General features: G+C 55.7%; 12 protein-coding genes. 4 read left to right on the top strand and 8 right to left on the bottom strand.

Features of this window, described 5'->3' with window-relative positions:
- Positions 1-52 precede the first annotated feature (52 nt).
- Positions 53-1,081 carry an acyltransferase family protein gene (locus tag NJ75_RS22185; protein WP_156135941.1) on the bottom strand — a complete coding sequence of 343 codons (1,029 nt, stop codon included), beginning with the start codon at positions 1,079-1,081 and terminating at the stop codon, positions 53-55.
- Positions 1,082-2,200: 1,119 nt separating this feature from the next.
- Between NJ75_RS22185 and NJ75_RS22195 the strand changes: the two genes are divergently transcribed.
- On the top strand, positions 2,201-3,193 hold the full coding sequence (locus tag NJ75_RS22195) for an NAD-dependent epimerase/dehydratase family protein (RefSeq protein ID WP_039338394.1): 993 nt from the start codon (positions 2,201-2,203) through the stop codon (positions 3,191-3,193).
- 110 nt (positions 3,194-3,303) lie between these two features.
- The gene (locus tag NJ75_RS22200) at positions 3,304-4,443 is read left to right on the top strand and encodes a glycosyltransferase family 4 protein (RefSeq protein WP_169745765.1); all 1,140 of its coding nucleotides are present in this window, start codon (positions 3,304-3,306) and stop codon (positions 4,441-4,443) included.
- A gap of 41 nt (positions 4,444-4,484) precedes the next feature.
- On the opposite strand, the gene NJ75_RS22205 is transcribed toward NJ75_RS22200, so the two are convergent.
- Genes NJ75_RS22205 through NJ75_RS22225 form a run of 5 tightly spaced genes read right to left on the bottom strand, consistent with a single transcriptional unit; the run spans position 4,485 to position 10,092 of the window.
- A complete protein-coding gene (locus NJ75_RS22205; RefSeq protein ID WP_052242770.1) occupies positions 4,485-5,516 on the bottom strand; it encodes a glycosyltransferase family 2 protein in 1,032 nt (343 codons plus the stop codon).
- Positions 5,516-6,514, bottom strand: coding sequence for a glycosyltransferase family 2 protein (locus NJ75_RS24060; RefSeq protein ID WP_169745766.1), 999 nt, complete (start codon positions 6,512-6,514; stop codon positions 5,516-5,518). Before NJ75_RS24060 ends, NJ75_RS22205 begins: the two co-directional genes overlap by 1 nt.
- Before the next feature lie 20 nt (positions 6,515-6,534).
- Complete coding sequence (locus tag NJ75_RS22215; RefSeq protein WP_039338397.1) at positions 6,535-7,473, bottom strand: glycosyltransferase family 2 protein; 939 nt, start codon at positions 7,471-7,473, stop codon at positions 6,535-6,537.
- Positions 7,470-8,468: a polysaccharide deacetylase family protein gene (locus NJ75_RS22220; protein ID WP_082813161.1), complete on the bottom strand. Its 999-nt coding sequence runs from the start codon at positions 8,466-8,468 to the stop codon at positions 7,470-7,472. Before NJ75_RS22220 ends, NJ75_RS22215 begins: the two co-directional genes overlap by 4 nt.
- A gap of 19 nt (positions 8,469-8,487) precedes the next feature.
- Positions 8,488-10,092, bottom strand: coding sequence for a glycosyltransferase (locus tag NJ75_RS22225; protein ID WP_039338400.1), 1,605 nt, complete (start codon positions 10,090-10,092; stop codon positions 8,488-8,490).
- A 100-nt stretch (positions 10,093-10,192) separates the two neighbouring features.
- Here NJ75_RS22225 and NJ75_RS22230 point away from each other — a divergent pair, with 100 nt between their 5' ends.
- A complete protein-coding gene (locus NJ75_RS22230; protein WP_062780542.1) occupies positions 10,193-12,007 on the top strand; it encodes an ABC transporter ATP-binding protein in 1,815 nt (604 codons plus the stop codon).
- A gap of 70 nt (positions 12,008-12,077) precedes the next feature.
- On the opposite strand, the gene NJ75_RS22235 is transcribed toward NJ75_RS22230, so the two are convergent.
- Both NJ75_RS22235 and NJ75_RS22240 read right to left on the bottom strand, forming a co-directional pair.
- Positions 12,078-13,214 carry a glycosyltransferase family 2 protein gene (locus NJ75_RS22235; RefSeq protein WP_039338402.1) on the bottom strand — a complete coding sequence of 379 codons (1,137 nt, stop codon included), beginning with the start codon at positions 13,212-13,214 and terminating at the stop codon, positions 12,078-12,080.
- A 114-nt stretch (positions 13,215-13,328) separates the two neighbouring features.
- Positions 13,329-14,399 (bottom strand): acyltransferase family protein, encoded by a 1,071-nt coding sequence (locus NJ75_RS22240; protein ID WP_082013543.1) that lies wholly within the window; start codon positions 14,397-14,399, stop codon positions 13,329-13,331.
- A gap of 1,795 nt (positions 14,400-16,194) precedes the next feature.
- Between NJ75_RS22240 and NJ75_RS24065 the strand changes: the two genes are divergently transcribed.
- Positions 16,195-18,723 (top strand): TolC family protein, encoded by a 2,529-nt coding sequence (locus tag NJ75_RS24065; protein ID WP_082013544.1) that lies wholly within the window; start codon positions 16,195-16,197, stop codon positions 18,721-18,723.
- The last annotated feature ends 519 nt before the right edge of the window (positions 18,724-19,242 follow it).

Raw genomic sequence — 19,242 nt, forward strand, 5'->3', positions numbered from 1 at the left:
CAGCTGCCGTTATGACGCGTCAGCATTCGTGAGGACGAAAAATGCAACTCCATCATGACGGAGGGGCAGGGAGTAGGCGTTGGCGCAGCGCTTTCGTGATTGGCCGCTCAATCAAACTGTAAAAAAACAGAGAGCAAATCGTTCCGGCGACAATAAGCAGCAAGTGACCCAGGCCGAAGGCTTTAAGGGTTGGAGAAAGATGATCTGCAACGCGTTGGCTGAATGAGTTAACAATAGTGTGGAGAAGGTATAATGCATAGGATGCCGCGCCCAGGAAGACGCCTGCTTCCGGCACGCGAACACGCTTCTCGATACATATTAGCCCGTGGAGAATACCGGCAAATGCAAGGCCGAGCAGCAGCGTGCCCCAAGTCGCGGCCAGCGAAACGTAGTCCGCCGTGCCGTCCCGATGGAATCCGAGCCGATTGTAAACAAAAAGCAGGCCCGCGAGCAGGCAGCAACTGGCAATTAAGGGGATCATGCTCGGCGGGAAGGCATTTACACGATGTAACCTCGCGACGAACATTCCGAGCATGAAATCAAGAGTAAACGTCGACAGAAAAAATGCGGGGAGCCCTTCGACCGCACGACCGAAAGTGGCCAGAGCAAGTTGCGATGCCGCAGCCAATGCCCATAGCGCAAAAGCCCAAGTGCCGACGCGTCGGCTGATGAGTATCAACACAAACACAGCGTAAAACAACGCTTCATGCCGAAGCGTCCAAACAACGCTGGGGAGCGTGGGCTTTGTCGATGGCCACAGCAGCATTGACCTAGCTATCATTTCCGGCTCGACGCGGATGCCCATCGAAATTCGGAATACAGCCCAACCAAAAACGATAATCCAGAGCGTAGGGAGCAGGCGAATGGCACGCTTGAGCAGATACCTGCGCGCAATCTGGCTTTGGCCTGCATCACTTCGATGGGCAAAAGCGATTATGAAGCCGGATAGGACGAAGAAGAAATCCACGCCATGTTCGCCGATGGCAAGCCAGGCCCAATGTGGGCCGCCAAATTCGTCGGCCGACGCATTAGCGTGGAAAACGACCACCAGCATTGCCGCGATGCCTCGGGCGAGTTCCACGGTACGAAGCGTAGGCGCTTTTGCATTGGCAACTGACACAGCCTCTACAAACCAATATCAACAGGATTTGTCGAGCACAAACCCGTGGGTGCCGTATGGTCAGTACGATCGGGACCGTCTCTGCAGGCAATGAGGCCAGCAGGACGGTCACAGCTTGGGTATGACAATTCGAATGAATTTGCACGAGACGCAAACTGTCTGATTGCGACGCATCATCACGATCTGGTAGGCAGCAGTGTAGCGGATCACAATTGACGCTTTGCTGGAATGCCTAACGAAGCTTTGTGATGATGCTGAGTCATCCCCTGGCGGTAACCACACCTGTGCGAGCGGCAAACGCTCGTCGAACAGAGGCGCTCATGAAGAACGCAAGGGGAGGCCATACTCAGGCAATGCCAAGCATAAGACATGCCGTTTTTGCTCAAGTGCGCGACCCGAGTGATGGCCGCGCAGCGAGCCTCCTTGGCCACGATACTCACCTGCGCATCCATTGACCGTCTTGCGCCGCATTCGCCCGCGGACAACGGTGTTGCCGGTTCCATGCCGGCCAACCAATTGCTAGAACTGATACGTTCATGTCCATTGTTCCCCCCGTTAACCTTTCGCCGTCACGAGATGGTAGCGGTCCGGATAGAGGGGCTTTCCAAAAAGGGAGAGGGCGGCTGTTACGGGATTACGCCGCGGCGTAGGCCTGATCGTTGGCCGGCATATGCAGAGGCAGATCGGCATTTTCGGGTGACAGAGCGGAAACTTGCAGCACGTCCGAGCAACATTCGAAGCGGGCCCGCCAAGAGCTGGTTGACAATCGATGCAAGCGTATTGCCAAAGCCCCCCGCGTCATCAGATCGATCGAGATCCCGCGGAAGTATTCGAACGGCCCGTCGGCGGGCACTTTCGATCGTGCACCGCTTCCCGACATCAGGCACCGCCAACCGCTGATGGATTTCCCTTCAAGGTCACGCGATCTACAGGGGCGTCAAGCTTGCTTTGAACGTTTTTTTAATGGTATCAGTGTCATGGTCGTAAATCAAATGGATTGGGTTGCTCTACTCTACCAGTCGCCCATCTGACAATCAGTCGTGAGAAGCTCACTTTTAATCTCTAACAGGAAGCACTCAGATGCAGCGGCGCATTTTAATTGCTGGTGGTGCAGGATTTTTGGGTTCCCATTTGGTTGATCGCCTGTTGCGTCGGCATGACGTCGAAAAAATCGTCATCCTGGACAACCTTTGGACGGGGACAAGAGGCAACCTCGCTCACATAGATGACAAAAGGGCGGCTTTTGTCGAAGGATCTGCAGAGTCGTTTGCAACCGACGAGCGGTTTGATGAAATTCTCCATTTGGCGTCGCCGGCCTCGCCGCCTTGGTACATGCGTGATCCGATTCGGGTCATTCAGGCCAATGTGCATGGCGCTCTAAATTTGCGGAACCTTCTCAAGCCAGGTGGTCGGTTCTGCTTTACGTCGACGTCTGAGGTCTACGGCGATCCTCTCATCTCGCCGCAACCCGAGAGCTATCGAGGTTCGGTCGATTGTACGGGGCCAAGATCGTCTTACGATGAAAGCAAGCGGTGCACGGAATCCCTGCTCTTCGAATGCAACCGCGTTTATGGCATGGATATTCGTATCGTGCGTCTGTTCAATGTTTACGGTCCGCGCACGAGGATCGATGACGGAAGAGCCGTCAGCAATTTCATCGGCCAAGCTCTCACTTCGGGCGTGCTTACGGTGTACGGCGACGGTCGGCAGTCGCGCAGCTGGGGCTACGTCGATGATATTGCGGATGCCCTCGAACGGTTCTTCTGGCGTGATCATATCGATTACATTGGCCCGCTCAATATCGGTAATGATCGAGAAATTGCCGTTGTTGACGTGGCCGAGTACATCACAAAGCTGGTGCCAGGCACGCGGATCGAATACCTCCCGCCTGTCCCGCAGGATCCGACCAACCGGTGCCCAGATTTGACGCTCGCTCGCAAAGTGCTTCCAGGGTGGTCTGCCAGTATTCCGTATGAAACTGGTGTACGTGAAACTCTCGAATGGTTCAAACATATCGTGCGGACCAGCGAAGCAGTCCCGCTGGCTCCTGCTCCCGTGTTTCTTGATAGATAAGCAGCTGTCAGGTGAAATAGGCGTGATATTGACTACGGCGTTGCATCTCCTTGGCGCCATTGCGCCAAATCGTTTCCAAAGTAGTGATGCGATCAGCAAGGAGCCAAGTTTTGGACAGCGACAGCGCTAAGCTTGATCAGTATATGGTGAAATCCTCTTTGCGTGTTGCACTCGTCGCGCTCGGCAGCCCCTACGTTCGCAGAAGTTGGAGTGGGATACCCTATTTTGCGTTGAAGGAAGTCGAGCGCCGCTTCGAACACGTCCACGTCATCGACACTCCGATCGTGGACGAGTGGCTCCGAAGGCTGTCGTGGCTAGCGAGGCTGGGCATTCTGCTCAGCCGGGAGCCACTTGTCAGCAAGTTGTTCGGACTCTACGTTGCCCGGCAGCTCGACGCCGCTAAGCCGGACTTTGTTATTTCAATTGGTGCAGCGCACAAGCTAGCCTATCTGCGCCGATCGTGGCCGATAGTGCATGTCGCTGATGGTTTTTACCGTCAGATTATCGATTTCTATCCTAAATATCAGCCTTTGGGGAAACGCGCGCGTAGGTTGGGAGACCGTATACAGCGCGCACTGTTTGAACGATGCGCCTTGGTTATGCCGACTTCGGACTGGGCCGCTAACTGTGCCATCAATGACTATTCTGTTGCCCCAGAGCGGGTCATGGTGACGCCCATCGGCGCCAACCTTGACAGCTTTCCCGCTCCGCCGGTCCTTAGGGCCAACACGGCACCGTTGAAGCTGCTGTTTGCCGGATATGACTGGAACCGGAAGGGTGGGCAGCTTGTTCTCGAGACGTTCCGCCTGCTGCGCGAACGCTACGACGACGCTGAGCTGCATATTGTTGGGTGTAATCCCGCAATAACTGAGCGGAACGTCACAGTTTACGGTCGTTTGGCCAAGTCTGCCTTGGAGGAGTTATATCGTAGGGCATCCTTTTTCTTCATGCCTAGCCGGCAGGAAGCTTTCGGATTGGTCTATTGCGAGGCCGCGGCATTCGGCTTGCCGTCTGTCGCCACCCAAACGGGTGGAGTAGGAACAATTATCACTGATCATAGTAATGGTCTGCTATTGCCGCTCGAAGCGACTGCCGAGGAATATGCTGCTGCCATCCTTGATGTTTGGGAAGATGAGCTTGCCTATGCCAAAATGCAGTACGCCGCACGCGATGCTTTCGTGAAACGGCTGAACTGGGCTAAATGGGGCGATGTTTTGGTCGAACGTTTGACTTCGATGCACGCCTCGTGACGGCCGACTTCTCCTTGGCCAAGCTTGCGTTCTTTGGGGTGTCAGCCGACGTCAAGTTTTTCAAGTTCAGTCATCCTGAGTAGACGGGGGCCGGATATTTCACGACCTGTCGCCTGGAAGGGATCCAGAATGTCTTGGAAGGCGGCGGTACCGGTCGCAGTAATCGCAGGTTTTTGCCGAACTGCTCGACGCATTTCTTGTGCGACTTGTGCCATCGCGCTCGCCGGTGAGCGCCGGAGCCCGGCTAATCCTGCCGCCGCTGCCACCCACAAGTCCGCTCGCCGGGCACGGTTGCGGGCATACTCGATCTGGAAACCGGCTAGTCTGTCTTCGATGATTTGAAGCGCGCTTTCAGGTACGATCGGAAGCAAGCTCTCAAACACCTGGATATGAGAACGGATCATTGTGCCAGCGTTGGTGGACATAGACCCTGGCAGACGGCGATATCCGGTGAGGAAAGCCGGTGTAAGCGCAAATCTGGTGCGCAGTGCTAGCTGCAATTGCAATAGATAGTCTTCGCATCCTTGGTTTCCCGCCAGATGTAGACTCGGGTCATAGCGCAAGTCTGCAAGCGCGGATCTGCGAATAAGCGGAGTACTGCCGTTGGAAATGAAGTTCCATTGCAGATGGCGGTGCAGGACGTTACCTTCGACGCGCGGCATTGGGGCTTGCCCTGTTATACGACCAGCGTCGTCAATGGTCCGGAACCAATTATAGACGACCCCGGTTTCCGGGCCGGAATTGGTAAAGGTTCGGTACTGCAGCTCCAGTTTGCGTTTGTGCCACACATCATCGGCATCAAGTGGAGCAATAAATTCCCCTCGGCAGGCCTCAATTGCGATATTGCGGGCCTTGGCGACCCCCCCATTGGCCGTCGAGATCAGGCGGACGCGATCGTCTGCAGCACAATATCTTTCAACCAATTGTGCGGTTTGGTCGACCGACCCATCGTCGACGACTATGACTTCGATCAGGGCGAAGGTTTGAGCCAAAACCGAGTCAAGAGTTTCGCCGAGGGTGGCCTGAGCGTTGTAGGCCGGAATGATAACCGAAACTACTGGTTTGCACGACATCACGCACCTCGCAGCGCGATAATGTTCCGCGCCATCGCTGGTAGGTTCGGATCTAGATCCGCGAACATAATATCTCCACGCGACTGACCAGCTGAAGAGCAACGTGCTCGCGAAAGCACAAGTGTTTTGAGATCCCTAAGCACAGGGCGCGTCAGGATCAGCCTCGGCGCGTGCGCCACAGCTTCCAGAAACAACGCGATTGCCGCAAAGGGGCGCCCCGACGCGAGCGCCAATTTACCCAGATAGAGCGAATTCAGCGCAACTGAGCGACGGAGAGCATGAGGACAACTCTCGGTACAGGAAGCAGGCTGTCGTGCCATGACGAGAGCGTGCGACCGTCGCATCCGGCGGATATCTCGCGACATTGCAGTATCGCTCTGGCGATAGCCCACCAAGAAACCTGGTTCGAGCTGGAAGGGGGTTACGCGTGCGAGTCGGAGATAGAAATCCCAATCTTCACACCCTTGCGCATTGGCATCGCGAAGCGCGGTATCCCACCCACCGACACTTCTTGCATCTTCGACGCGGATCAAAGGTGAACTGCTGTTGCTCAGAAAATTGTCAAGAAGCAGTTCATCGTAAACCCATCCCTCGAACAGGGGAACGAGGAGGCGCCTCTCAGTTACACGGGATGCCATGTCTATATCAACCGACCAGCAATAACAGACCCCTGCACTGGGATTGAGTGTCAGCCGTGAAAGCTGACGCGCAAGCTTCTGGGGGTGCCAAAGATCATCGGCGTCCAGAGGGGCAATCCAATCGCCTCTCGCTTCGAGCAAGGCGCGATTACGAGCGGCGGCAACGCCGGCATTCGCCTGGCGAATCAGGCGCACGCGGGAATCGCTGGCTTGTACCGCGACAACCAGATCATGGGTCGTATCGGTTGAGCCATCATCGACAACGATGATTTCTAGATTCTCGTGGGTTTGCGCCTGGACACTGGCAAGTGTTGCGCCGAGGGTCGTCTGTGCATTGTAAGCGGGAAGAATCACGCTCACCAAGGGTGGGCTTGCTCCCATCAAACTGGCCTTGGCTTCGTCTGCCTTACCTGCCGCAACACCGGCCTTGCCACTTTGCGAGACAGCCTGATCAATTGGCGCAGGAAAGCATAGAGGTTGGGGAAACGAAAGGGCAACAAGGCGCGACGCAATGTGGCGCGAATACGCGGATCGTTTGTGCCTTCGCGTTCAAGGTATGCGCCCAGCCATTGGAGAAAATGAAGCCGTACCTGGCCGTAGTTGCCAGAGCGAACATTCTCGGCGACGCACGATGACGGATGTTGCCTGTACAGCAAGTCGCAATCGTCGGCGAAAAGTACGGGAAACCGAAGATATACCTTCGAGAGGAACGCCTGATCCTCATACATCTGAAGCGGACCTGTGAAGCTTGCCTCGAAGCCGCCGACGGCTTCGTAGGCCGAGCGCCGGATGAGGATTCCCGAAGGGCATGGCGCATGCGCACGCCCCAACGGATAAGTATGCAAAAGGGCGTCAGGTGAATTGACTGGCTGATTTTGGAGATGTCCTGCCAGAATGGTCTTGTCCGTCCCGTCGTTCCAAGAGTTCCAATAAATTGCCGAGTCCGCGACCATGGCCAACTCGGGAAATCTCGAAAAGATGCTCAATTGTCGTTCGAGCTTGCCTGGCTTCCAGATGTCATCGGCATCGATGAAGGCAAGATATTCTCCAGCTGCTACTGCGACCCCCGCATTTCGCGATGCGCTCATTCCGCGATTGGCGTGTCCTGGATGATCGATGTAGCGAACAATCCCGGGAAATTGGGCTGCATAAGACTTGCCGAGTTCGGAACTGCCATCTACCGATCCGTCATCCACCAGGATATATTCGAAATTGACTCCTGTTTGCGCAAGGACGCTTTCGATGGCTTCGTGCAACCAGGGCAAGCCATTGAGAAAGATTGTTACAACGGAGATTTTCCCGGCTTGAATATTGCTCATCTCCGCAATGCCTCCATTTCATCGCGCAACTGTTCTGCTGACCAATCACCGACAGCAAGTCTTGGCAGTGCGAACGGATCGCAGTTTTTGGGCATGACGGCCGCGCGGTGCGTTGTGACGGCCCAAGAATAGCCCGCGTCGGCCACCTGGGTGCGTGTTTCGCTGTTCCAGTTGCCGTGAGGATAGGCGAAACCTGTCGGCAATTGCCCAGTTTGCTCGGCAACCTCGGCTCGGCTCCCCGAAATTTCCTGCCAACGTCGTGCAGGATCAAATTCCACCAAGGGGTGGTGAGTTCGAGCATGTCCGCCGACAGAAATACAAGTCGAGGGCAAGCTGCCTGCATCTTCAAGGCTCATCGGTAAATCAAGATCCGACCAAGTGGGCGTTGCCGAACCACCAAGATGTTCGTGCAAGGTTTTCAGAGCTTTGTCGCGGCTTTGTGGTGACAGGTCCTTCAGGTTGCGCCACAAAAGAACATAAGCTCGCTGTCGGCCTGTCTGCGGCTCCACGCCCGCTCGCCACGGTGTGCACATCTTGGTGGCCGGCTGGTCGTCCGACCATTGCACTTGCAAAGGCTGTCCGGCGACATCCATAATGAATTCCGCCTTTGGTGGACCAGCACAAAGCAGCGCCCAAAGTTCATCCCACCAGAAGGGCCGACCTTTGCCGATTGCTCCCGTCGTCAGAAAAAAGGTGGCAGGGACGCCAGCCTGTTCGAGTAACGGTTTCGCGATCACCACGTTATCTCGGTAACCATCGTCGAAAGTTATCGCCACGGCATTGTCGGGTACAGTGCGGGCCACTATCCTGGCCACAAGCTCGTCCACCGATAAGGGATGGTAAGCTTTTTGCAGAAATGCCAGATGCCTCTTGAACCTCTGCGGGGCCACGCAAAGCTCCCAAGGATCTGCATCAGGCTCCGCAATGCGATGGTACATCAGGATCACCGGCCGCTGGCGCGCGGGCGGAGCTGTCCACGATTGCGCAGCGCGCATGATCCGGCGATGCAATCGTTTAAGCACGACCGCGAACCGCTCGCACGCCAATTATGACCGGATACGAGGGGTCAATGACATCCAGAAAGGACTGTTCGACCTCCTCAAGCGCCATTCCCTGGATGAAACAAGTCGCCGAGTAAGCATTTCCAAACACAGAAATGGTGATGTTTTCGGGACCAAATACATCGCCGAGCAAGCGAGCCGCCGAGGTCCTCGTGAGCGACCAATACCATGTGTCTCCCCATTCACCACGATCGATCGACGTAATCCCGGGCACGGTGAGCAGCAAAACGCCGCCGGGACGCAGAGCGTCATGTAGCTGCTGCACCGCAGATTTCATGTCATAGATCAAGTGTAGCGTCTGGGTGATGACTTGGCAGTCGAAAGTGTCACGCGGCAGAACATCATCCTGTGCAAGATCGCCTATGATGGTGGCGTTGGGGTCGTCCGGGGAGATGTGCAGAATGTCCTGGTGCGTGATGCCGTTGTCAAAGCGTGTACAGTACGTTGCATCGCCAATTTCAAGAGTACGTCCCTGAATCGCCTGCGAATGTTGGGCAAGGAATCCTTCAATGTAATGGCGGTCGACCGGGGTGCCGCGATCAAACCCGAAATCAGGGCTGATCGGCCTGATCCGTTGAAGGTCAGCCATCCGCACCTTGCCGACAGGAGGGGACGCAGAGCGCCCCGCGGCCTTCCGGATGCGATAGGCAAATCCCTCCGGCATCGCTGCGAGGGTGGCCTTTGCGACGCGACGAACGCCCTTGCGCAAAATCCTTGTTGGAGCCGCCTTCAATGCCTTGATCCTTCCTATGCTCCTAGCGATCCATCCGTGATGTCCTGTGGAATGGGTCCAGGCCAGTTCGCCATAATAATCGCGCCAGATCCTGCGCCCTTCGCGCCAGGCGCGGATGGCTGCTAAATCTCGGCCTCGCGGGTGATGTCGTTTATGTACGCGCAAAACCCATGCCAGCATGTCGAGAGGGTTCTGGGACATATTGGATTCATGCCAGCGATAGTCCGCTACCAATGCTGAATGGCTGTAGACTGGGTGCGCACGAGCCAGGCGCAGATAGACGTCATAATCCTCACAGCGCGGCAAGAGCGGGTCGAAACCGCCTGCTGCCATGAGGACCTCGCGGTCGTACATGACGGTCGCATGCATCCCTATTGAATTGCAGCGTAACAAGGTGAGATAGGGGTTTGTGCCGGCATCCATGTAGCGCAACCCACCAGTGGGTTCCAGCTTCTCGTTTACGCGACGATGGGCTCCGTAGACAAAGGCTGCGCCGGGATTTTTCCGCATGCAGGCTAAGCCTGAGGCAATCGCTTCGGGGGAAAGGACGTCATCGGCATCAAGGAAAAGAATGAACCTTGCTTGCGCAACTGCCGCACCGGCGTTGCGCGCTGCTGCCAAGCCCAAGTTCGCCTGCTGCAGGAGGAATACAGAGGGGTATTGGGCAACGACCTCCGAGGGATTGTCGTCAGACCCGTCATCTACTACGATGATTTCTGTCGGCCAGATTGTCTGGGCAAGAATACTGTCTAGTGCGTCACCTAGATAGCGGGCGTGATTGTAGGTTGGAATCACTACGGCAACAGATTCGGCTTGTTTCTCCATTTCGTTAGTCTTTACCTTGAAAAACTTAACGTTTCTTTTGACGGCGTTGCGTTAGGAATGCAACGAGGCAATGCGGCAAATTGGAAACCGAAGGAACGGCATGTCCGTAGCATTCAACTCAAAATGGAGCACGACCGTCTTTCCGCTGGGCACCCGCGGGCCCGACGGTCCTTTGGCTCCGATTGCCCGCCGTTACATCTCCTGGCTTCCCAGGATCGTCCTGTTCGGCCTCCTCGCCAGTCTTCTGGAGAGCGGCAGTATCGGGCTTCTCATCCCTTTGCTCTCGCTGGTCGTGGACGGCCAGATTCCAAACGGCCTGCCCACATTCTTGCACCCTGCGGTCGGCTTGCTCAACACGTTACCGGAAGGTCAGCGCGTGCTCGCTGTCGCGTTTGCTATTCTGCTGCTGATATCTGCCAAGGGGATGGTGCAGGCTGCAAACGCGGCGCGCATCGCCTATGTCGAGGGCCGCATCAGCCATGATATTCGAACGGCATTGGCTGAGCGCATCCTGTCATTAAACTACCCCTTTTTCCTCAAGCATGACGGCACCAAGCTGGTTAATATCATCGCGACGGACAGTTGGCGCGCCGCCGATGTCGTCAGGCTGATTTTCTCAGTCATAATCTCGATTTCTGCTCTTTGCGTGTTTTGCGTGATGCTGGTCCTGCTTCAATGGAAACTGTTCTGTTTCGTCGTGGCAGGTGTCGTGGCAATCCGGGCCATTCAGTCGCTCTTCCTGCGCAAACTGCGCAAACTCGGCCAGGCAGTTACGGAAGATAATGGCGCTCTTTCCCAGCAAATGCTTCTGATCATCAACTCCATCCGCCTGATCCGTTTGTTCGGCCAGCACGATCGTGAACACGAGGCGTTCAGGGAGGTATCGGATCGCCTGCGAGGCAGCCTTCTCGCAGTTCAAAAGGCCACTGCATCGTCAATGCCGCGCCTGGAAATGATGCAGTCGATCCTGTTTGTCGCGGTGCTTTTAGTGGCGAGCGAAATGGCCATGTCGCTACCAGAAACGACGGCCTTTCTTGTCTTGCTCTATCGTATGCAGCCAAGGGTAACTGCACTAGACCAAGCGAGATTGGGGATAGCCCCGTTGCGGGCATCGGTGGAGCAGGTCGAATGGCTGCTCGGGCAAGAGGATGACCCGATACCAGCGGTGGGAGGCAGGCCAATGCCCGAAACCCACCATGACATTTATTTCAAGAACGTAAGCTATTCCTATCCCACCGGCTCGGGTGCAGCATTAAGCGAGGCCAGCTTTACAATCCCGTATGGGACGTCAACCGCGCTTATCGGACGATCCGGGGCTGGCAAGTCCACCATCGTGAATCTCCTGTGCCGTCTGATCGAGCCAGAAACCGGCGCCCTGTATCTCGGTAATGCGGCCATATCCGAAATATCTGCAGGGGCGTGGCGCCGACATGTAGCAATTGCGGGGCAGGACATCGATTTGATTGACGGAACAATCGCAGAGAACATTGCCTATGGTCGCCCCGAGGCGAGCCTTGCCGAGATCGAGGAAGCAGCCCGCATCGCGGATGCTGATGAATTCATCTCGCGGCTGCCCTTTGGCTATGATTCGCGCGTAGGACTGCGGGGGCTGAGTCTATCCGGCGGACAGCGCCAGCGTATCGGACTCGCGCGGGCGCTTCTTGTGCGCCCTCGACTGCTTATTCTGGACGAGGCGACCAATGCCGTCGATGGTCTTTCGGAACAGACGATCATGCAACTGTTGCTGGAACACCGCAGGTTTGAGTCTGCGCTGGTTGTCAGTCACCGCCGAAGCACGTTGCAAGCGTGTTCTCATGGCATCGTGATAGAGCAGGGACGCGTCGCGGAGAGCGGGCCTTTGAGGGATTTGGCCTTTTACAGCCAGATGGAAGCTGAAGACCTCGAAACATTCTGAATGGTAAGACTTAACATCTCAAGAAAAAGTCATTTTGTGTGACCGACTTGAGATCGAGCCGCTGCAAATTTTACAAACTTCTGTGATTTTTGACAATGTGGTGCAGCCCTGAGAAATACCCTGCTATTTCATCGCCCAGAGTGCAGGTGGGAACGGTGATGCCATGCAAGACCCTTCTGCAAACCTTGCGCAAGTAATAGCGTGGCAGCGAGATTAGAAGGCGCCTGAGATTCCCGATGTCCGAAGACTTGCGATATTGAATCCATAGAGCGACAACATGTCCGCGCATGTAGGCGCGGATCTGTTTTTGCAGTCCTGCCATGTCGGCGCGATGAAAGTGATACAACACAGAAGCGGGTTCGTAACGGCATAGGCCGCCGGCATGCAAGATCCTGTACCAAATTTCCGAGTCCTCAGAACAGCCCGAGGCGCCGGCGCCCAAGTGGGGGTCAAACAGTCCGATCTTGTTGAAGATATCCCGCCGGAATGCCATGCTGGCGCCGGCACCAAATTCCCAAGTCGGTGTTCCTCGCATCCGGGTTTTTTGATAGTAGCTTGCATCATAGTCCTTGCGGACAAAACCATGCCCAAAGCTCCATCCCAGTTCAAATATGCATTGTGCCTCTGTGCGCAATTCTGCCGGAATAACCAGTCCGGTCGCGGCCCAGACATGGTCAGTGTCAAAGGCAGCCTCAAGTCGTAGCAACCAATCTGGGTGCAGGACTGTGTCGTCATCTGTGAAGGCAACGATGTCACCTGAAGCGGCAGCGATGCCGGTATTCCGGGCATGGGAAAGACCAGCGCGATCTTCACGCAGGTAAATGTGGCCATGCCGGCTGACAACCTCGGCTGTTTCCGTCGTTGAGGACGCGTTGTCCACAACGAGCACCTCATGTGGTTGAAAGGTCTGACCAGCAAGAGAGGCGAGACATCGATCCAGTTGCTCTGGGCGATCACGTGTGCAGATTATGACCGAGACGGTATGGGGAACGGCAGCCGGCGAACCCGTATCAGGCGCGACAGCTTGCTGCGACGCCCACGATGCAATGTCGCACACTCCATGGCCGTCAACGAGCTTTGTCGAAGCAATCGGGCGACCTTCATGCCACAGCCATGCCATGAACGGCGAAGCGAGTTTACCAGCTTCCAACGCCTCAGCAACGGTCAGATGATATAGCGCTGTCGGGACAACTACATCCTTCAGCATGTGTGCTCCTAATGTTTCATATCGAGCTGCAGTCGCTCATAGTCGCTCGAAACCTTCAACGTGCTCCGTCGCTGGCGCCAAGATAGACGACGGACGTTAATAAGAAGCATTGCGCTAGAAAACGAATCTTGCCTTGAACGCGTTAGCCGGCTTTTCGATCAGGTGCCAGGACAAGCAGGCTAGAAGAACCGAAGCCGTCCAAGTGGCGATAAATGTAACTAATCCCAAAGGAAGTTGTGGTCCATGCTTCGATTGTACGATATAATACAGCATTAGCAGGTGATAGAGATAGACACCGTAACTTACAGAGCCAAGGTATACCAGCGGTCGAGCCGCCAACAGGCGAGACAGGGTTCCCGAAGTCTGGGTGGACAGCACTGCGATGAACCAGACGAAGCAGATTGTCGTAAGCGGCCGTGTCCCGAATGACTCCAAAGCTGCTGTCCCTTGAATGGCAATGCTGATGATTAATGTTACTATGCAGAGATAGCCGAGGGGTTTAAGGCCCCGCAAGGCCCGTGGGCATTCCAAACGCCAAACTGCAAGCGTTGCGCCCATTGCAAGACTGAGCAGGGAGAAAGGCATTAGAACGTCGAAACCGACGTTGTAATGCCCAGGGAAACAGGTGCTCAAGGCAAAGGCCATCCCCCAGGACGCAAATGCCAACGCAGGAAGCAGCCACTTCAGGACGGCGCGCTTAGTCCAGTAAATGAGAAATGGCCATATCAGGTAGAACTGTTCTTCCACAGCAAGAGACCAGAAATGACTGGCAATCCAAGGGTTCCACCGATCCTTCAACCAAAACAGTACGTTGCTGCTGTAAAGAATATGCCAGATTGCACTGGCCCTGATGTGTTCGTGATTGCGCCAGAGCAGAAACGCCAGAAGCAGGTAATATGCAGGCCAGATGCGGAGGCAGCGCCTAGCGAAGAAATTTCCTAGAGGGCGCGCAAAATCCCTGCTTCCGGTACCACGAGCACGAAGGAGGATGCCAGTAATCAGATAGCCAGATAGAGCAAAAAAATACTCTACGCCAAGGCGCCCCAGCATCGCCGGGGCGTCGGCGGCATGGGCATAAACCACAGCAGATGCTGCAAAAATGCGAGTTGAATCAAGAGCTTGAATTCGATGGCTTTCAGCTTCTCGCAATTCGCTCGCGGCTTTTCTTGAGGCATGCTCTATCATGTCGTAATGGCCTTAGTCGCAAAAAACCGGGAGAAGGCGCAAGCGCCTGCTGTATAACGCAACAGTTGTGCCGTATGTCAATACTCGTGCCCTAATGCATAGCTTGTCGCCTACAATTTCGACTTGTATTGCGCCGAAATTCCAGAACTGTGGCAGAGATAAATTCGTAGAGAAATCGATGATTCGACGACCTTTTCAAGTTGTTTCGATTATTAACTTAATAAATATTATCATGATATTTTTTGGGGCTATGCGCTTCGACCGTCCCCTTTACCTGTAGATGTCGCCGATTGCGCGATTCTTCAGGTCCACGGGCCTCGCTTGACCAAGCCTCAGGTCCACCCAATTGGAAAGAATGTGATTCCAGCTCCGCGTGGTGATTGAGCACGTGCGAGCTATTGGCTGGCGGACGAGAAGTGGCTCCGGATCGCCGTGTTTCTCAAGAGCCGTGGCACTCCGCGGGTTGATGACTGGCAAGCTCACACACAAACATCCGAGTCAACTAAGATGGCCCGCGCTGGCAGATGTGCCAAGGAAAATCGGGATGAACAAGGCATCGTGCCACCGCTGGAACAGGTGGTGTGCGACGGATGGGGCCACCCGGACGATGGCAGGCCCGGCGACCTTAGGCAATCATGACTGACGCGACCTGCCTCAAGGCTCACCAGATGGCTTCAAGCCTTGGGCAAAGAAAGGGGGGCGCGCCTCCAGAACGGGGGAAGCGCGACAGGACCATTGCCCGACCTGCTTCTGCCCGCGCTCTCCTGAGCCGCCACCTTGCTGATTTCGCTGTGTTCAGTGGATCCGGGCGTTTAGAGCGCGAGCGAAGCACAAGCCCGCGCACGGTTCTTCGAGATCATTAACAAATGGATTGGAAAATTGGTTAACGCGCCTATCTTGGCAAAGGCGAATCATGCCAGATTTCGTCAAAGTGGAAACTTCCCCGGTCAGGACTCTCTAAGGTCCGGCCGGGGCTTTCCTCGCAGGGGTACCCACCCGCATCGGACGACTTGACGTTTCCGATCATCTACGGGAGGGGGGTTTGAGGTTTGTTGGTCCATGTCACGGATTTACCTCGGGCAGGTAGGCGATAACTGCCGCCTTCCCCGTCATGGGGAGTAATTCTGGCTTTCCGATCTTCAGCGGCCGACGAGTCAGCGTTGGCGTTCAACTGGATCAGTTACACGAGGGGCAACCACCGACCCTTACATTAAAGCACTGAAGAAGAATAAATATTCTACAATCTTAGCGCCAAAAGCGCGATTCCCAGCCAGCCCATGAGCGAGACACATACTCCCACCGAGAGACCCAGCTTGTAGTTCTTCGACTTACGCGAACCGTCCACTGTTCCTCTTGTTGGCAACTGCGCGACGCTTGATCCATCGTCAGTTGCAATCTTGCTAGAACATATCATTGCGACCCACTCCCATTTCCGTTCGGCTCACCTCAGGATGAGCCTATCCGCGTCCCTTTAATCCTGATACCGATAGACATTATGCGCCACCGCCCTTTTGAAGGTTGCCGGCTGAAACCTAACTGAATGATTAGTGCCAAGAATGGCAATATCCACTTCCGGGAATGTGCGGAAAAAACCGGAGAATGCACAGTTTTGATCTTCGGCGGACGTCAGAATGATTTTCCTCGATCCTGAAGGGCTCTGGGCAACACCAGCCTCGTAACCGTCGTGCTGTATAAACTGCGCCAGAAGTGTCCCGATTTTGGACATCCACAAAAAGACGCTATTAACGGTACGCCGCCCGAATCGAGCGGCCGACTTAAAACCTGAGGGAGGTGGATGACGATGCGTCGTGCTGCAGAACTGCTGGTGTCGGCTGCGGCAATTCCTGGCGGGTTCTTCCTGATTCAGGAATTGCAAGGAGCAGATAGCGCCACGCCATTCAGTCTTCCAGATGACGCTGAAACGCATGCCCAATATGACCAAGGAAATCTGGCACTTCCGTCTCCGACATTCGCCTCGGCAGAGCAGATTGGCTCTGCCAAAGCATCGGAGCTTTTGATGCCAGAAATTCCCGATCCCATTGGAGCAGCTGAAACGGCGAGCAAGTTGCGTTGGCCTTCCCCTGAGCCCCACTCGGCGTCGGCCAGCTTGTCAGCGCGAGCGCCAGAAGTGGCGATTGCCACCTCCGACACAACGGGCCAGCCACAAGCCGCCAAAGCCCAACTGCAGCTTGCCTCTGCGGAATTCTCGCAAGTCCCTCGCAGCAATAATGGGGACCAAGTAATGGTAGCGGTCGATCCGGTTGCTGTGATCACCGACCCGCATCCCTCTGAGCCGGTTCAGCAAAATGTGTCCTCGATCAACGCACAGAGTGGGACCAAGATGACGCCACTTGCGGCCTTGGTGGCAGATGTGCCGAGTTCCACAGATGTTGATTTGCTCCCCGATATCCTGACTGACCAGGCACCGCCGACGGACCCAAAGTCTGTAACAGCCCCAACGCCTGTAAAAGCGGACACAAGCGCTGCTGTGGTTAGCCCCTCTTCGAGCTTTTCGGACATGGTGCCCGAGGCGCCAACGAAAGCACTGCCTGAAACCATTTCAACAGAACCTTCGGACTTTGGTGGAGCTCTTGACGCTGCTTCTGTGAAGCACCCCGGGACTGAAGTTACGCGCAGCTCTTCTGGCCTTGTGGCGCCTTCAAGACCCGGCGACGCATATCTCCATGATGCTGTCTTCCACGTGGCCCCGGTTGCTCGGGACATCGGGAGTATCAGCGGTGCAAAGCGACCGGTTGTCGAAACCACCTCTGCAAAGCTGGTTGAGATACCTGTGACTTCTTCGAATTCAAGGCCAATGCCCAGTCCTCTTTTTGGGCTGGAAAAGACCGCCATCCCCTTGGCAGAACCACAGGCAAGCTTAGGTCCGAAGTCTGCGCCAGGCGAACAGGGACCCTTGCGAGTATCAACCCTCGCAGATGCAATTGCGGCAAGCTACGCTCGGAATCCGCGTCTGCTGTCCGAGAGAGCTGTCTTGCGAGCGGCAGATTTTGCTCTGCCCGCAGCGCGATCGGCCTATGGCCCCGAGCTCGACGTGACCGCCAGCTTGGCTTTTGCCCGCAACCGAGACGAAATCCTCCCGGGCACTATGACCAGCAACCAAGGCTTTACAAATACTGCCAGTCTGGTCCTGTCTCAGCCGCTGCTGACTTTTGGCCGCTCTGCGGCGGCTGTAGGAGCCGCGCAGGCAACAATAGCCTATCGCCGGGAGGCTTTGCGAGTTGTCCAGAATGAGGTTCTCCTGCAAGTAATCTCCTCTTATGCCGGTGTTATTCGTGAGGCTGGTGCTGTGACCATTGCTCGCGAAAATGTCTCGCTTTTGGAGAAGGAGCTTGCAGACGCTCGGACGAGGTATGCCGAGCGCGACATAACGCTGACGGACGTCCAGCAAGTGGAGTCTCGCTTGTCATTGGGACGAACGTATCTTCTCGACGCAAAGGCTCGGCTTTCCGCTCAGCAGGGCACATTTTATTCTGCGGTAGGCATGGCACCTGGCGATCTCAGTGCTCCGGAAACCATGCTACTCCCTGTGTCCTCGCTTGAGGAAGCCTATGGTTTGGCGGATTTGCATAATCCCCTGCTTCAGGCAGCCAGGATGCGCGAGCGCATTTCGCGCGCGCACGTGGCTCAGGCGAAAGCGGAGACACGGCCTACTCTTAGCTTGAAGGGCTCAGCAGACTATGGGACGTTGTTAGATTATGGTAACAATTTGCGCACGCAGCGGCTGCGCGGGCAACTGACGATTGCCATGCCTCTCTTGGATGGCGGCAAACGGTCAGCGGAGATTGGAAGGGCCGAAGAAGCCAATGACTCTGATTGGCAATTGCTGGATGCTGCGGGTCGCGAAACCAGGGCAGAGGTAGCAGCAAGGTGGACAAAGCTACAAGCAGCCAGTGGGTCCGTCGAGTTCAGTCGGAAGTCTTTGCAAGCATCACTCAGCGCATATGAAGGCGCAAAGGAACAAGAGCGCGCTGGTTTCAGGACTACTCTTGAGCTTCTTGATCTGGCACGGGATTTACTCGACGCGCGTAACCGCTACAACGCCGCGCTTGCTGAAGAATATGTTGCGCGCGCAAACCTCCTGTCGACTATGGGCGCGCTCGACCCTGAAACGCTTTCACCGAGCTTGCGGAGCTATGACCCAGAAATCCATCTGACCAAGGTTACAAAGCAAAGCAGCATACCTCTATTGAATGGTTTGCTATCGGGCATCGATCAGGTTTGGGCGCCTGATCTGGCAACAAGCCGTCCGTCGCGCGACCCGGCCGCGCATTCGGGTATCGGCGAAATTGACGTCACGGAATGAATTGCGTGTAGCCATGCACTTAGCAGCGGATGCTAAGGCGAAATCTAAGATGGCAAGAGAACTCGACCATGGACACTTACGGGGCCCTGTTGCAGATTCGGGCTTAAGAACACCTCAGGCAAACAGCCTGCAAAGGTTGCCCGTCAAGATTGAGCAGGTGTGGTTGAGCGCGAGGCGATGTCCTCCGGAAGACTTGCTGGTAATTCGCCGGCTAGACCCGAATGGAATGATTAGTTTGGGGTAACAGTCTGGTGAGCACCGCTTGCTCTTGCTGCCCGGGCGTCAGGACGTCCCATACTTCGTGCGATAGGGCGCGCCCAAGACGGCTATGACACTGGTAACGGTGCTGATGGACATGCAACGCCGCCGGGATTGGACAAGGCTGTATCGCCGGGAGACTTTGCGCGAGACATCATCGTCGGGTGGCTGAGTGATGGAAGTTGCGTAACCGTGGGCTGTAGGCCGCCTTGCACTGTGCGGGATTGATGGGCTGATAGCCGCTCCTTTTTTGGGGCGCCG

Origin of the sequence: Novosphingobium subterraneum (assembly GCF_000807925.1) — a bacterium.
Classification (GTDB): domain Bacteria; phylum Pseudomonadota; class Alphaproteobacteria; order Sphingomonadales; family Sphingomonadaceae; genus Novosphingobium; species Novosphingobium subterraneum.